The 16303-nt window shown below is 40.9% G+C and carries 13 protein-coding genes; 11 read left to right on the top strand and 2 right to left on the bottom strand.

Annotation, left to right across the window (positions count from 1 at the left end):
• Positions 1-3 precede the first annotated feature (3 nt).
• The 5 genes from ACIH2S_RS06410 to ACIH2S_RS06390 all read left to right on the top strand — a co-directional run bounded on the left by ACIH2S_RS06410 (position 4) and on the right by ACIH2S_RS06390 (position 4872).
• Positions 4-2094 carry a type I secretion system permease/ATPase gene (locus tag ACIH2S_RS06410; protein WP_108478914.1) on the top strand — a complete coding sequence of 697 codons (2091 nt, stop codon included), beginning with the start codon at positions 4-6 and terminating at the stop codon, positions 2092-2094.
• Positions 2095-2267: 173 nt separating this feature from the next.
• Entirely contained in the window at positions 2268-2561 is a 294-nt protein-coding gene (ybfE, locus tag ACIH2S_RS06405; RefSeq protein WP_036951793.1) for a LexA regulated protein, read from the top strand.
• A 154-nt stretch (positions 2562-2715) separates the two neighbouring features.
• Positions 2716-3243, top strand: coding sequence for a flavodoxin FldA (gene fldA, locus ACIH2S_RS06400; protein WP_036951795.1), 528 nt, complete (start codon positions 2716-2718; stop codon positions 3241-3243).
• A gap of 229 nt (positions 3244-3472) precedes the next feature.
• Positions 3473-3919: a ferric iron uptake transcriptional regulator gene (gene fur, locus ACIH2S_RS06395; RefSeq protein WP_036951797.1), complete on the top strand. Its 447-nt coding sequence runs from the start codon at positions 3473-3475 to the stop codon at positions 3917-3919.
• 431 nt (positions 3920-4350) lie between these two features.
• On the top strand, positions 4351-4872 hold the full coding sequence (locus tag ACIH2S_RS06390; RefSeq protein WP_230082503.1) for a bactofilin family protein: 522 nt from the start codon (positions 4351-4353) through the stop codon (positions 4870-4872).
• Between the two features lie 176 nt (positions 4873-5048).
• On the opposite strand, the gene ansB is transcribed toward ACIH2S_RS06390, so the two are convergent.
• On the bottom strand, positions 5049-6092 hold the full coding sequence (gene ansB / locus ACIH2S_RS06385; RefSeq protein ID WP_108478916.1) for an L-asparaginase 2: 1044 nt from the start codon (positions 6090-6092) through the stop codon (positions 5049-5051).
• A 215-nt stretch (positions 6093-6307) separates the two neighbouring features.
• On the opposite strand from ansB, the gene ycaO reads away from it, so the two are divergent.
• From ycaO to ACIH2S_RS06355, 6 genes are all read left to right on the top strand, one after another.
• Positions 6308-8062, top strand: a complete 1755-nt coding sequence (ycaO, locus tag ACIH2S_RS06380; protein WP_108478917.1) for a 30S ribosomal protein S12 methylthiotransferase accessory factor YcaO — start codon at positions 6308-6310, stop codon at positions 8060-8062.
• A 373-nt stretch (positions 8063-8435) separates the two neighbouring features.
• The gene (gene focA, locus ACIH2S_RS06375) at positions 8436-9293 is read left to right on the top strand and encodes a formate transporter FocA (protein WP_036951809.1); all 858 of its coding nucleotides are present in this window, start codon (positions 8436-8438) and stop codon (positions 9291-9293) included.
• An 88-nt stretch (positions 9294-9381) separates the two neighbouring features.
• Positions 9382-11664: a formate C-acetyltransferase gene (gene pflB / locus ACIH2S_RS06370; protein ID WP_036951811.1), complete on the top strand. Its 2283-nt coding sequence runs from the start codon at positions 9382-9384 to the stop codon at positions 11662-11664.
• Positions 11665-11776: 112 nt separating this feature from the next.
• Complete coding sequence (pflA, locus tag ACIH2S_RS06365) at positions 11777-12571, top strand: pyruvate formate lyase 1-activating protein (protein WP_036951813.1); 795 nt, start codon at positions 11777-11779, stop codon at positions 12569-12571.
• A gap of 222 nt (positions 12572-12793) precedes the next feature.
• Positions 12794-13645, top strand: coding sequence for a BPSS1780 family membrane protein (locus ACIH2S_RS06360; protein ID WP_349487665.1), 852 nt, complete (start codon positions 12794-12796; stop codon positions 13643-13645).
• A gap of 259 nt (positions 13646-13904) precedes the next feature.
• Complete coding sequence (locus ACIH2S_RS06355; protein WP_321146465.1) at positions 13905-14867, top strand: Rpn family recombination-promoting nuclease/putative transposase; 963 nt, start codon at positions 13905-13907, stop codon at positions 14865-14867.
• Positions 14868-14946: 79 nt separating this feature from the next.
• On the opposite strand, the gene serS is transcribed toward ACIH2S_RS06355, so the two are convergent.
• On the bottom strand, positions 14947-16239 hold the full coding sequence (serS, locus tag ACIH2S_RS06350) for a serine--tRNA ligase (RefSeq protein WP_132494457.1): 1293 nt from the start codon (positions 16237-16239) through the stop codon (positions 14947-14949).
• Positions 16240-16303: the final 64 nt, after the last annotated feature.

Genomic DNA, 16303 nt, shown 5'->3' with positions numbered 1-16303 from the left:
TCGATGGAACAGCAAAATAACAATGGCTTGGAAGCCTTAATATGGATTGCTAATCATTTTCAAAAAAATGTCACTCAAGAACAATTAATGCATGCCATTGGTATGCAGAATGACTCCCCCACAGATTTTGAAATCAGACAATGTGCACAGATTATTGGTTATGAAACAGAGCTCATTTCTCTCACTCGACAACAGATGCAGGATATTCCATTACCTGCTTTGGTGTTGATTAATCAACGCTGGCATATTATCACCCAAAATTCACCACTCACCGTGATTTCTCCCAAAGGAGACGGTGAGGAATCATGGGATAAATCCACCGAATACAATTACTCCGTCATTTTAATTAAAGAGCAGTTGGAGAAAGAACAAAAAAGAGCGTTTGGCATCAGTTGGTTTATTCCATCTATTATTCGCCAACGTTTTAAACTCAAAAATGTCTTTATTCTTGCCGCAATTGTGCAATTTTTTGCGCTGGTAAGCCCTCTACTATTTCAAAACTTAATCGATAAAGTGCTTGTCGGGCGCAGCTTGCCTAATTTACATGTTATTGCCTTAGGAATATTAGCCATTGCTATTGCAGAACCTGTTTACAGCTTTATTCGTAATAAAGTTTTTAGCCATACAAGTACACAAATTAGCGCTGAACTTTCGGGAAAAATTTATCGTCATTTAATGGCACTGCCGCTTAATTACTTTAAATTAAGACCCACAGGTAAAATCATTGCACGTGTCCGTGAATTAGCCCATATACGCCAATTTTTGACTGGCTCAACACTGATGCTGTTTATTGATTTTATCTTTGTCATCCTTTTTATCGCTGTCTTATTTTCGTATAGCAGCCTGATGACATGGACACTAGTAGGCTCTATGGGGGTCTTTTTTGTTTTGTGGATGATATTAGGTCCAATCATTCGTCAGCAGACGGAAAAATCCTACCAAGCCGATGAAAACGGGCTTACATTTTTAACTGAATCAATAACTGGTATCGAAACCGTAAAAACAACAGCAACTGAAAAATACTTTTTCCAACGTTGGCAAAAATTACTCAGTCAGCAATTGAGTCAAGGTTTCAAAGTTTCCATGCGTAGTGTGGTGGCAACACAGTTAATGACGTTAGTTAGTAAAGTGACTACCGCTATTCTACTCTGGCTTGGCGTTAATGAGGTTTTGGCTGGAAATATCACGCCAGGAGAACTTGTCGCTTTCAATATGTTAAGTGCTCACGTTACTCAGCCTATTCTACGCTTTGCTCAAATTTGGCAAGACTTCCAACATACCATTATTTCTCTGCGTCGCGTTGGTGATATTCTTGATAAACCTATTGAAAATGAACGACAAGGCATTGCCAGCTCAAGCACCATTCAAGGGGAAATTGAGTTTCAAAATATCCGCTTTCGCTATCAACCTGAAACCCCTGAAGTGCTAAGTAACCTGACGTTATCCATCAAAGCCGGGGAATTTATTGGTATCACAGGGCCATCTGGTTCAGGAAAAAGCACCCTCACCAAATTGTTACAGCGGCTATATATTCCTCAACATGGGCAAGTTATTGTGGATGGAATGGATTTAGCGGTGACAGATACTGTCGCGTTACGCCGCCGAATGAGTGTCGTCCTTCAAGAAAGCACCCTTTTTGTAGGAACAATTGCAGAAAATATCCGATTAAGTTACCCACAAGCGAGCGAAGAGCAATTAGTCCATGCTGCAAAATTGGCTGGAGCCTATGAGTTTATTATGTCTCTGCCTGAAAACTTTAATTATCATTTATCTGAAAAAGGGTTAAATCTCTCTGGCGGTCAACGTCAGCGTATTGCTCTTGCTCGAGCCTTAATTACTGAACCTGATATTTTAATTCTCGATGAAGCCACCTCTGCGCTGGATTACGAATCAGAATCTGCCATCATGAAAAATATGCCGTTAATCACGCAAGGCAGAACTGTGATTAGCATTGCGCATCGTCTCAATACTATTATGAACGCCGATAAAATTTACGTGATACGAGATGGTGAAGTCGCCGAAGCGGAAACTCATCAGAACCTTCTAAAACTGAATGGCCTTTATGCCAATTTATGGCAACAACAGACTCGTTAACCTGAAGAAAAAAGCATCACTTACTCTTTGGGTGATGCTTTTTTCTTAAAAGTGCTTTTTTTTTAATCTATTAGATGAATTAGCGGGGTATGCACCTATGGTACTAGGGGTTCAGCTAGGGTATCATTGCCCGCTGAATTACTGGCACACCCCTTCCGTTAGCAATAGTAGATATGGCAAAAGAACAAACTGACCGCACCACACTGGATTTGTTCGCAGAAGAACGCAGGCCTGGGCGACCAAAAACTAGCCCGTTGTCGCGGGATGAACAATTACGAATCAATAAGCGAAATCAGCTAAAACGAGACAAAGTCAAAGGGCTACGTCGAGTTGAGCTGAAATTAAATGAAGACGCTGTCGCGGTCTTAAACCAATTAGCTGAAGAGAAAAACATAAGCCGAAGTGAGCTAATTGAAGAAATTTTGATGGCTCAACTTGAGCAGGTTAGTGAGACAATTGATCGCTAGCCGTATCTGGGTAAATCACACAAATTTGACAGACTAACACTGTTTTTTTCGCCAAAATAAGGCGCAAAATTTTACCTATTTTCGTTCTATTTTTAGTTCTAGCAGAATCGGTAATTTATACTCTCTACTAGAAAAACAAGAGGTTAATCACTTTATGGCAGTTATAGGCATTTTCTTCGGAAGTGACACAGGTAACACAGAAAATATTGCCAAAATGATCCAAGAAAGATTAGGCAAAGATGTTGCAGAAGTTCACGATATTGCTAAATGCAGCAAAGAAGATATCGAAGCGTTTGATATCCTACTTCTTGGCATCCCTACGTGGTACTACGGTGAAGCTCAGTGTGATTGGGATGATTTCTTCCCAACATTAGAAGAAATTGATTTTGACGGTAAGCTTGTCGCACTGTTTGGTTGTGGAGACCAAGAAGACTACGCAGAGTATTTCTGTGATGCGATGGGAACTATCCGTGACATCATTGAGCCGCGTGGTGCAGTGATCGTCGGTCATTGGCCAACTGAAGGCTACCACTTTGAAGTTTCTAAAGGTATGGCGGACGATAACCACTTTATCGGTCTTGCTATCGATGAAGATCGTCAACCAGAACTGACTGAAGAGCGTGTTGACGCTTGGGTTAAACAAATCTCCGAAGAGATGTCTCTGGCTGAAATCCTTGGCTAATAATGACATAGATTGTCAATTAAAAGCGGGAACCATTCGATATGATGGATTAATCTTCCTATCTAATGGACTCGCTTTTAAGAACGAATCAAAATAATGAGACAATGCATGGTTTCTATTTTTATTTTCCATGCCTATAATTGTAAATCAGTTTAGAAGACAACTGGATTTTTGTTAAAAACGTCTCATTATTGTTAAATTTATGATTTAAAATACAGGACAAGCCCGCATGACAGACAATAATAAAGCATTGAAAAATGCAGGACTCAAAGTCACTCTTCCAAGATTAAAGATTTTGGAAGTACTTCAGGAGCCTGAGTGCCATCACGTCAGTGCGGAAGATCTCTACAAAAAGCTGATTGATATTGGTGAAGAAATCGGGTTAGCCACTGTTTACCGCGTATTAAACCAATTTGATGATGCTGGTATTGTGACTCGTCACAATTTCGAAGGTGGAAAATCCGTATTTGAATTAACTCAGCAACACCACCATGACCACTTGATCTGTTTAGATTGCGGCAAGGTTATCGAATTCACTGACGAATCAATCGAAAAGCGTCAGCATGACATCGCTGCTCGTCACGGTATCAAACTCTCTAACCACAGTTTATATTTGTACGGTCACTGTGCTGAAGGCGATTGTCGTGAAAATAGTGCTGCGCACGAAGCTAAATAATGACTTAATCAGGCGCGAATAACTAAAAGCGCGCTTTATTTAATGAATCATTTAATGTTAATTATACCCACTTAATGTTTATTAGTGGGTATTTTTATTTGAACATACTTAACATTTCCCTATTTCTGCTCTTTAGCTGAAAATTAGCGACTATTTTTTAAAAATACATAGCTTCATTTCTTCAGATAAAACCAAAATCATCCTCTATTCTTTAATTTGTTATGTGCTATTTTAATTTATACTAATTATCAAATTTGTGTGTAAGAGATTAAGGAATGAAGAAAACATATCTGTTTTTGAACATAAGTTTTTTCTTCTGGTTTCTTACTTTGATAGCGTGGTTTTTTAGATATACCATCGTGGCATCCGTTGCCTTTATATCTTCGATCATTTGTTTAGTTTTATACTTCAATTACAAAAAGGTTAGTCGCATGTTCAATAAAAAACAAAGCAAACCAGAACCCACTCCCACTATCAATAAAGAAGAAATCATGCAGCAAATTGCTGAGGAAAAAATGCAAGTATCGTCACCAATGATCAGCGAAGAAAAAACCAATACTATCATCGCCAAAGATGTTGTATTTGAAGGCAATATTACCTCCAATGAACAGGTTCATATCTATGGCACAGTCATTGGCAACATTGCTGGTAAAAATAATACCGTTAAAATCATGCAAAATGGTCAAGTTACCGGCAATATCACCAGCAATGAGTTGTGGGTAAACGGTAAAGTGGAAGGGGAATGTATTTCAGAAACCATTAGTATTGATACTAATGGTGAAATCTACGGCACGATTCGCTATTCAAATTTATCCATCAAAAAAGGCGGAATTTTTTCTGGTTTAGCAGAAGTCAAATCTGCGGTTAAATCAGAAGGTAATGTTGCCGTATTTAAAGAAAAATCTAAACAAGGAAAACCAGAAGCTCAAACACCTGACGTGGGTTCTTTATAATTAAATTTGTTAAATAGATGATATAGAATTGCTCGATAATAACTGATTTACCTTATTTATAGGTATTTATTGTCGAGTTATTTTGATTATACAAATTAACTCATCCCCAAAAGAACACGGCTTATACGTAATAAAAATAGAATAAAGGCGACATCTCTGCCGCCTATTATTAAATATTAATATTGTTCAAACATCTCTTGGATTTTTTTCGGATCTTTCGTTTGTGTTAAGGCTAATTGCAGTAACACACGAGATTTTTGTGGATTCAATCTTTCAGATGCCACAAATCCATATTCGTTATCATTCACTTCTGCATTTCGCGTTGTATAGCCTGTCGGTACGCGACTAGAACGCACCACGACAACATCCTCTTTCGCTGCATTAGCTAATGCATCAAAAATAGTTTTATACATATTCCCGTTACCAACACCGGCACTCACTATACCTTTAACACCTTCTTCTCGCAGTGCTTTTACTGGTGCTGAAGATGCATTCGCATAGTTATAGACAATACCCACTTCCGGTAATTTATCTAATTTGCTCACATCAAAAACAGGTTTATCCCCACGCGGCTGAGGCGCTTGATAATAGGTAACCTTACCATCATGAATATAGCCTTCTGCCCCCGCATTCACAGCATCAAAGGCTTGAACTTCTGTTGTGCTCATTTTCATAACATTGCGACCTTGGATCACTTTGTCATTCATCGCCATCAACACGCCACGCTCTCCCGCTGATTTATCAGATGCTAATACGACGGCATTGTATAAGTTCAATGGGCCGTCAGCGCCCAAAGCCGTGGAAGGACGCATTGCCCCCACCATCACAATCGGCTTTTTACAGGCCGTGGTTAAATCAAGGAAAAAGGCCGTTTCCTCCATGGTGTCAGTACCATGGGTAATCACAAAACCATCGGTTTTATTGCAATCTTGATTAATTTTTTTTGCGAGAGTTAACCAAACTTGATCATTCATATCTTGAGAACCGATATTCACCAGCTGCTCACCACTCAGGTTAGCAATTTTTTTAGTCTCTGGTACTGCATTAAGTAAAGAGTCAATTCCTACTTTTCCAGCTTGGTAGCTTGAACCTGTTGCTGATTCTCCACCACCCGCAATGGTTCCGCCCGTTGCCAACACCGTAATATTCGGTTGTGCAAATGCTGATGCGGCAAACAGTGAAACCAGTGTGGCTAACAGCGCTTTATTTCGGTTTTTCATCCTATTTTCCTTTAACTAAAATTAACGAGCATAATATTAAAAATAAACTCACGTTATTATGTGGATTTAATCTGAGAGTTTTGTGATCGACTTTGTCATTTTAGTAAATTTTAATTTTTCGCTATTTTTCTGTCTTGAATAAAAAGCGTGAGCACTAAGCAAAAAGCCCGTATCATAGCCGCTATCTGAAACAAGCCATTTACAAGTGACTGACAATGAGCCAAACATTTATTCCCGGCAAAGATGCCGCACTCGAAGACTCCATTGATGCATTCCAAACCAAACTGAAAAATTTAGGATTCGATATCGAAGAAGCCTCTTGGCTGAATCCGGTTCCAAATGTTTGGTCCGTTCATATTCGTGACAAAGAGTGCCCGCTGTGCTTTACCAACGGTAAAGGCGCAAGTAAAAAAGCGGCTTTAGCCTCTGCTCTCGGTGAATATTTTGAGCGTTTATCCACCAACTATTTCTTCGCAGATTTCTATTTAGGTAAATCCATCGCTGAGGGGGATTTCGTTCATTATCCTAATGAGAAATGGTTCCCGTTAACTGAAGATGATAGTCTGCCAGCAGGTTTGCTGGATGAGCGCTTGGTTGCTTTCTATGATCCTGACAATGCACTCGCAGGAAGCCAGCTGATTGACCTGCAATCAGGTAATGAAGAACGCGGTATTTGCGCCCTGCCATTCACACGCCAATCTGACAACAGCACCGTCTATATTCCAATGAATATCGTCGGCAACTTGTATGTGTCTAATGGAATGTCAGCCGGAAACACCGCAAACGAGGCTCGTGTACAAGGGTTATCCGAAGTGTTTGAGCGCTTTGTTAAAAATAAAATTATTGCCGAAAGCATTAGTTTACCAACGATCCCTACCGATGTGATGGCTCGCTACCCTGGTGTCGTTGCAGCGATTGAAACGTTGGAAAACGAAGGCTTCCCTATCTTCTGTTACGACGCCTCTTTGGGTGGCCAATTTCCAGTCATCTGTGTGGTGCTGTTTAACCCACAGAACGGGACTTGCTTTGCCTCTTTCGGCGCGCACCCTGATTTTGGTGTTGCCTTAGAGCGTACAGTCACAGAATTGCTGCAAGGTCGTGGACTGAAAGATTTGGACGTGTTTAACGCCCCAACCTTTGATGATGAAGAAGTCGGTGAGCACACAAACTTAGAAACCCACTTTATCGATTCTAGCGGTTTAATTAGCTGGGATATGTTTAAAGACGATGCGGATTATCCATTTGCAGATTGGAGCTTTAAAGGCACCACGACAGAAGAATTTGCAACGTTAATGGCAATCTTCAACAAACTTGACGCAGAAGTGTATATCGCAGATTACAGCCATTTAGGTGTGTATGCCTGCCGTATCTTGGTGCCAGGTATGTCAGATATCTATCCTGTAGAAGATTTGCATATTGCCAACAATGCAATGGGTGCTTACCTTCGCGACACCATTATGTCCCTCCCTGATAGTCAGTGGGAAAAAGAAGATTATCTTGCTCTCATTGAACAGTTAGATGATGACGGATTAGATGACTTTACCCGTGTGCGCGAACTATTAGGTTTGGCTGTTGGTAAAGATAATGGCTGGAGCAATCTACGTATTGGCGAATTGAAATCAATGTTAGCCTTAGCGGGTGGAGACCTTGAACAAGCATTGGCTTGGGTTGAATGGACACAAGACTTCAACAGTTCCGTATTCACGCCAGAACGCGCTAACTACTACCGCTGCTTACATACTCTGCTGCTACTTTCCCAAGAAGAAGAAAGAGAGCCAGCTCAATACTATCAAGCTTTTGTCCGTATGTATGGTCAAGAGGCGGTAGATGCGGCGTCAGCAGCAATTGCGGGTGAATCAAGCTTCTACGGATTATGGTCAATTGATGAAGAGCTCAAAGCATTACCTGCTCATCAAGGGCTTTTAGCAGCTTACGAAAAGCTACAAAAAGCGAAGCGTGCTAATGCTTAATTAGAAAACCTCCCACCAAATCCATAGGCTTGGTGGGGGTTTAAGATGATTTGAGATAAAAGCCTCTGGGCTTTTATCTTTACTTAAGCAATATTTAATTTCAATCACATAATAATTATCGAAATTCATTAACAATCATCTGTAACATTTTACTTATCGAGAGCGTTTTGAGCTGTTTTATAAAATTTTTTTATAAAATTTAAAAAATATTTTTCATATTAAAATCAAATAATTAGATGAAATTTTGACGTTTTTTATACTGTTTCCACCCCGTTCTCTCAACACTTCATGATCCACATCAAATTTATCGTCACACCCGTTTGTTACTATAATTGCGTGCTATAATTAATCAACTTTGTAAGAGAGTGTTAGTATGAAAGCTGACAACCCTTTTAATTTATTATCTCCTGCTGTCATGGCGCAAGTTGCTGATGATGCAGGTGTTTATAAAACGAACAAACACCCAGCTATTACCTACTTGTCAGCATTCACTGCTGGTATCTTTATCTCTATCGCTTTCGTTTTCTATATCACTGCAACGACAGGTGCAGCAAGTGCTCCTTACGGTTTTACTAAACTGATTGGCGGTATCTGCTTCTCCCTTGGACTAATGTTAGTTGTTGTATGCGGTGCTGACTTATTTACATCCACTGTTCTTACCATCGTATCTAAAGCAACAGGCAAAATTACTTGGGGAAAAATGTTCCTCAATTGGTTCAACGTTTATATTGGCAACTTAATTGGCGCACTGTTTTTTGTCGCTATTATTTGGTTTGCAGGCCAATATGCTGCGGCGAATGGGCAATGGGGGTTAAACGTTCTTCAAACGGCTAACTACAAGTTGCACCATACTTTTGTTGAAGCTGTCTTTTTAGGTATTTTAGCTAACTTAATGGTTTGCTTAGCAGTTTGGATGAGCTATGCCGGTCGTAGCCTAACTGACAAGCTGGTAGTATTAGTTCTGCCAATCGCAATGTTTGTTGCTAGTGGCTTTGAACATAGCATTGCAAATATGTTTATGATCCCTCTAGCTATCATGATTAAAGAATTCGCCCCTGTTGAATTTTGGTCAAATATCAACATGGCACCAGAACAATTTTCTAACTTAACAGTTGGAAACTTTATTACCGAAAACTTAATACCAGTAACTATCGGAAATATTATTGGCGGCGCAGTGTTAGTCGGCCTAATTTACTGGTTAATGCATCTACGTAATAGCGAAAAACATTAATCGAAATTGGTTAATATACTCGGTATTACAAGTACACAAAGATTTATTAAGATCCCTCAAAGATCCATTGTTAAAAGGTAAAAGTATCATGTCCGAATTAAATGAAAAATTCGCTTTAGCATGGCAAGGTTTTAGCCAAGGTGACTGGCAGAATAACGTCAACGTCCGTGACTTTATTCAGAAAAACTATACTCCGTATGAAGGTGATGAATCTTTCTTAGCAGGCTCTACTCCAGCGACTGATAAGCTGTGGGAAAAAGTCATGGAAGGGATCAAAATCGAAAACCGCACTCACGCGCCAGTTGATTTTGATACAGACGTTGCATCAACAATCACTTCCCATGATGCAGGTTACATTAGCAAAGACTTAGAAACTATCGTTGGTTTACAAACTGACGCACCTCTGAAACGTGGTCTTATCCCGTTCGGTGGTATCAAAATGGTTGAAGGTTCATGTAAAGCTTACGATCGTACTTTAGATCCTAGCCTGAAAAAAATCTTCACAGAATACCGTAAAACCCATAACCAAGGTGTTTTCGATGTTTATACTCCAGACATCTTAAAATGCCGTAAATCCGGTATCTTAACCGGTTTACCAGATGCTTATGGTCGTGGTCGTATCATCGGTGACTACCGTCGCGTTGCGCTGTACGGTATTGATTTCCTGATGAAAGACAAGTTCAACCAATTCACCTCTCTGCAAGAAAGATTAGAGAAAGGTGAAGACCTGCAAATGACTATCCAACTGCGCGAAGAAATTGCTGAACAGCACCGTGCACTGGGTCAAATCAAAGAGATGGCTGCTAAATATGGCTACGACATCTCCGGTCCTGCAACTAACGCACAAGAAGCTGTTCAATGGACTTACTTCGGTTACTTAGCCGCTGTTAAATCTCAAAACGGTGCAGCGATGTCATTTGGTCGTGTATCTACGTTCTTAGACGTGTACATCCAACGTGACTTAGAAGCAGGTAAAATCACAGAAGAACAAGCGCAAGAACTGATTGACCATTTAGTCATGAAACTGCGTATGGTTCGTTTCTTACGTACTCCTGAATACGATGAGCTGTTCTCTGGTGACCCAATCTGGGCAACAGAATCACTGGCTGGTATGGGTCTTGATGGCCGTACTATGGTGACTAAAAACACTTTCCGTTTCCTGAACACACTGTATACCATGGGCCCATCTCCAGAGCCTAACATGACTATCCTGTGGTCAGAAAAACTGCCAATGAACTTCAAAAAGTTCGCAGCAAAAGTGTCTATCGATACTTCATCTGTACAGTATGAAAACGATGACTTAATGCGTCCTGACTTCAACAATGATGACTACGCAATCGCATGTTGCGTGAGCCCAATGATTGTTGGTAAACAAATGCAGTTCTTCGGTGCTCGTGCAAACTTAGCGAAAACTATGCTGTACACCATCAACGGTGGTGTGGACGAAAAACTGAAAATGCAAGTCGGTCCTAAACATGCTCCAATCATGGACGAAGTTCTTGATTTCGATACCGTGATGGACAAAATGGACCACTTTATGGATTGGTTAGCAACTCAGTACGTCACTGCGCTGAACTGCATCCACTTCATGCACGATAAATACAGCTATGAAGCAGCACTGATGGCACTTCATGACCGTGATGTTTACCGTACAATGGCATGTGGTATCGCAGGTCTATCTGTTGCAGCTGACTCACTGTCTGCTATCAAATACGCAAAAGTTAAACCAATTCGTGACGAAGATGGTATTGCTATCGACTTCGAAATCGAAGGTGAATACCCACAATTTGGTAACAACGACCCACGTGTTGATGACATCGCTTGTGACTTAGTAGAACGTTTCATGAAGAAAATCCAGAAACTGCCTACTTACCGTAACGCGGTTCCAACTCAGTCAGTTCTGACCATCACGTCTAACGTTGTGTATGGTAAGAAAACAGGTAACACCCCTGATGGTCGTCGTGCTGGCGCTCCATTCGGACCAGGCGCTAACCCAATGCACGGCCGTGACCAAAAAGGTGCGGTTGCATCACTGACTTCAGTGGCTAAACTGCCGTTTGCTTACGCGAAAGATGGTATTTCTTATACCTTCTCTATCGTTCCAAATGCATTAGGTAAAGACGACGAAGTGCGTAAAACTAACTTAGCGGGTCTGATGGATGGTTACTTCCACCATGAATCCTCTATCGAGGGTGGTCAGCACTTAAATGTGAACGTTATGAACCGCGAAATGCTGTTAGACGCAATGGAAAACCCAGAGAAATATCCGCAGCTGACTATCCGTGTATCAGGATATGCAGTGCGCTTTAACTCTCTGACTAAAGAACAGCAGCAAGACGTTATTACTCGTACTTTCACCAGTACTCTGTAAGACTTTGCTAAGATTCTATAACGTAAAATAAATAAAAGGCCCCTCCCATTGGGGCCTTTCTATCTTAGTCAAAGATAACAAATTATAATTCTACATTCTGTGAGTTCCTGCTATGTCAACAACGCAAAAGACTATTCCAACGACTGAAATTTCGACCACCTCGCCACCTGCGACGTTTGGGCGAATTCACTCCTTCGAATCCTGTGGTACCGTCGACGGACCAGGGATCCGCTTTATTGTCTTCTTTCAAGGCTGCCTAATGCGCTGCCTGTATTGCCATAATCGTGATACATGGGATACCCATACCGGTAACATGGTCACTGTTGATGAGTTAATGAAAGAAGCCGTCACTTATCGCCATTTTATGAACGCTACAGGTGGTGGTGTAACCGCATCTGGTGGTGAAGCTATTTTACAGGCTGATTTTGTCCGTGATTGGTTCCGCGCTTGTAAAAAAGAAAACATCCATACCTGTTTAGACACTAATGGATTTGTTCGTCGTTATGACCCCGTCATTGATGAGCTGATGGAAGTCACTGATCTTGTCATGCTTGACTTAAAACAGCTTAATGATGAGATCCACCAAAAACTCGTGGGTGTTTCCAATCATCGCACCTTAGAATTTGCTCGCTACCTCGCTAAGCGCAATCAAAAAACCTGGATCCGCTATGTCGTTGTCCCAGGCTGGAGTGACGATGACCACTCAGTCCATATGCTCGGTGAGTTTGTGAAAGATATGGATAATATCGAGAAAATTGAGCTGCTCCCTTACCATGAGCTGGGTAAACACAAATGGGAAACCATGGGTGAAGAATACAAACTTGATGGCGTGAGACCACCATCAAAAGAAGTGATGGAAAGAGTAAAAAGCATCCTCGAAAGCTACGGCAAAAAAGTCATGTACTAATTAAAATGAGGCTTCCTTCGGGGAGTCTCATTATTATCCCTTCTTCTACACCATCCTACCCGCTTTCATAATCCTGCCTACTCTCACGCAACCAGATTACTCTGCTTTGATAATGTTGAGTTTTTAGGCATAATCCCCAAGTTAAATTTAATTTATAAATCAATAGCAGCATAACACTATAATAAACATTGCTGATTCATCACTACGAATAGGTCATTTACCATGAACAATGAACACGATCATGTCGATAACAACATATCACCTGTAACGCCAGCACCTGAAACACCATCACTTCAAGAGCCCGTTGATAGTTTTGTATTTACGCCTGAACCTCGCGCCGTTCAAGCAGGAGAAGGCGTTGAATGGATTAGCCAAGCGTGGGCACTGGTCAAAGAAAAATTAGGTATGTGGATCCTGATTAACGTTGTCTTTTTCCTGATTATCTTTGCTATGGCTTTTCTACCCATTGTCAGCATGTTTGTGAGTTTTGTTACTCCCGTTTTCGTCGGGGGGATCATTGCAATTTGTGAAAACCAACGCAAAACTGGCGAAGCGGATATTGGCTTGCTTTTCTCTGGGTTCCAAAAGAAATTTGGTGAGCTATTTGCTATTGGTGCCATAAACTTTGCAGCCAATATGGTCGGAATGTTAATTGCTTTTCTGATTGCTGGCTCGGCCATTTTTAGCTTAGTAATGCAAGCTGACCAATACGATGGTATTTCGGATGCAGCCTTGTTTGCATCAACTGGAACATTTGTATTTGCGGGCATTATCATGGCATTAGCTAGCTTATTTGGCACTGCACTAACGTGGTTTGCTCCCGCTCTTATCATGAATCATGATTTCAAAATTGGCACATCTATCTCCGCCAGCTTACAGGCAGTGAAGAAAAACCTATTACCCGGCTTCTTATTCTTCCTGATTGCCATGGTGCTAATGTTTGTCTCCATTATCCCATTTGGCTTAGGATTATTTATCTCAATGCCAATTATGTACGCAACTTACTACAGCACGTACCGCAGTATCTTTTTTACCGATACTAAACAGTCACAGACCAGTTCATTGATTGTGTAATTAAAGCGGACGAGACTCACTAATTTCTTTGGAAGTTTTGCACTGAGCTCATCAGCATTGACTAAAATTATCTCCTGACACCTCAGGGTTGAATTACGACGATGAGGTGTTTTTTAATTACTAAAATCAGTAAATAAAACCATTTATAACAAAAAGTTAATCAGTCAAGCCATTATCTAGAATTAGGACTAACTTTTTTCCACTCCTTAAAAAATATTGGTTAGTATCTCGTCGTCAACCGCTCGGGATAAGGATCGATATGTCTATTCACTTAGTTTCTAAACCGCATGATTCTGCATTCAAAGGCTTTATGACTAAGCTTGGTAATGCAAGGGATTTCTTCGAGGCTCATTTACCAAGTCGTATTACACAATACTGTAATTTCGATACTTTAATACTAACGAGTGCTTCATTTATAGATAAAACGCTGCGTTCTCGCTTATCTGATTTGCTCTATAGAGTCGAAACAAAACAAGGTTCGGGTTACTTCTATCTATTAGTTGAGCACCAATCGACTCCAGATAAATTAATGGGCTGGCGCTTAATGCATTACGCGTTCTCCGCAATGAATCAACATCTACAACACGGTCATCATGCTTTACCCCTTATCGTCCCTATTCAGTTTTATCATGGTGATCCGTCGCCTTACCCTTATTCACGCTCATGGACAGACTGCTTTCAGTGGTCAGATTTAGCCCATGACCTTTATTGTAATCCCCTACCACTGATTGACGTAAATGCTGTCAGCGATGATGAAATTCTTACCCACCGGAAGGTGGCTGCAATGGAGTTAGCTTTCAAGTATTCAACCCGACAGGGTGACATTGTTCTGCTATCTAAACGCTTAGCACATGTGATTAAAGAAAATGAAAATCATCGAGATGATGTGATTTTAATTATTAACTATCTATTTAGTGTGATGGATTCCACTGATTACACCCAAATAGTACAGGCTTTAATCAATCAAACTGAAAAATATGAGGAAACTATTATGAATATTGCACAGAGACTCAGGGATGAAGGAATGCAAAAAGGTATAGAACAAGGCATAGAGCAAGGTATAGAGCAAGGTATAGAGCAGGCGAGAAAAGAAGAAATTATTAACACTCGTCAACGCATGAGGTCACTGGTCATAACGAGTTTAAGCCTGGGGCTCAGTATTGATGTTATTAGCCAAATCTCGGGATTGTCCCATTCAGAAATTCAAGTGTTGAGCTTGTGACTTAACCACTTATTTTTACAATAAAAAAGGCTGAACCCAGTCTAAAACCAAGCTCAGCCTTCAACATCAAATATATCAATTAGCCGATATATTCTAAGCCTTTCATATATGGACGTAAGACTGCTGGCACTTCAATACGTCCATCCGCTTGCTGATAGTTTTCTAATACAGCAACCAGAGTACGACCAACCGCTAAACCAGAACCATTCAATGTATGAACCAGTTGGGTTTTCTTGTCGCTCTTACCACGGAAACGCGCTTGCATACGGCGAGCTTGGAAGTCCCACATATTTGAGCAAGAAGAAATCTCACGGTATGTATTTTGCGCTGGCAGCCAAACTTCTAAATCATAAGTTTTGCGTGAACCAAAGCCAATATCCCCAGTACATAGCAGCACTTTACGGTATGGCAGTTCCAGTAATTGCAGAACTTTTTCCGCGTGACCGGTTAACTCTTCCAGTGCCGCCATTGATTTCTCAGGATGCACGATTTGCACTAATTCAACTTTATCAAATTGGTGCATACGGATAAGGCCACGAGTATCACGACCATAAGAGCCCGCTTCTGAACGGAAACATGGTGTATGAGCCGTCATTTTCAAAGGAAGTGAATCTTCATCTAAAATTTCATCACGCACCAAGTTAGTTACTGGCACTTCCGCAGTTGGGATCAGAGCATAAGTGCTGCTATCCGCTTCTTCTTCCAACGGTTTAGTGTGGAATAAATCTTCACCAAATTTCGGCAGCTGACCAGTACCATACAGCGTGTCATGGTTAACTAAATAAGGAACATACAGCTCTTGATAACCATGTTGTTCAGTATGTAAATCCAGCATAAATTGCGCTAATGCACGGTGCATACGCGCAATTTGACCTTTCATCACAACAAAACGAGCACCTGTCAATTTCACTGCCGCTGGAAAATCTAAACCACCAGCCAGTTCACCTAAGCTCACATGATCTTTGACTTCAAAATCATATTGGCGAGGTTGCCCCCAACGAGTGATTTCTAAGTTTTCTGAGTCATCTTTACCGTCAGGCACTTCATCATCAGGAATATTCGGGATACTTAATGCAATATCACGGATTTCTTGTTGCAGCTTATCTAACTCTGCTTTAGCAGCATCCAATTTTTCGCCTAATTGGTTCACTTCCAGACGCAATGGCTCAATGTCTTCACCACGCGCTTTTGCTGCACCAATAGTTTTCGATCGCGAGTTACGGTCTGCTTGCAGGGTTTCAGTTTCAACTTGTAAAACTTTGCGGCGTTCTTCTAATTCACGCAGCTTTTCCACATCAAGGGTAAAACCCCTGCGAGCCAGTTTTGTAGCAACCGCGTCTAGCTCCGTACGCAGTAAATTTGGATCGAGCATGCTTATCCTGTGATTTTGTTAGTCAATTGTGAGAGCGAATATAACGCGCTCCGGCGTTATATTT

The organism is Providencia lanzhouensis (assembly GCF_050469745.1).
Classification (GTDB): domain Bacteria; phylum Pseudomonadota; class Gammaproteobacteria; order Enterobacterales; family Enterobacteriaceae; genus Providencia; species Providencia lanzhouensis.
The sequence above is the reverse complement of the archived record's forward strand: the minus strand, read 5'-3'. Positions and strand labels throughout refer to the sequence as shown.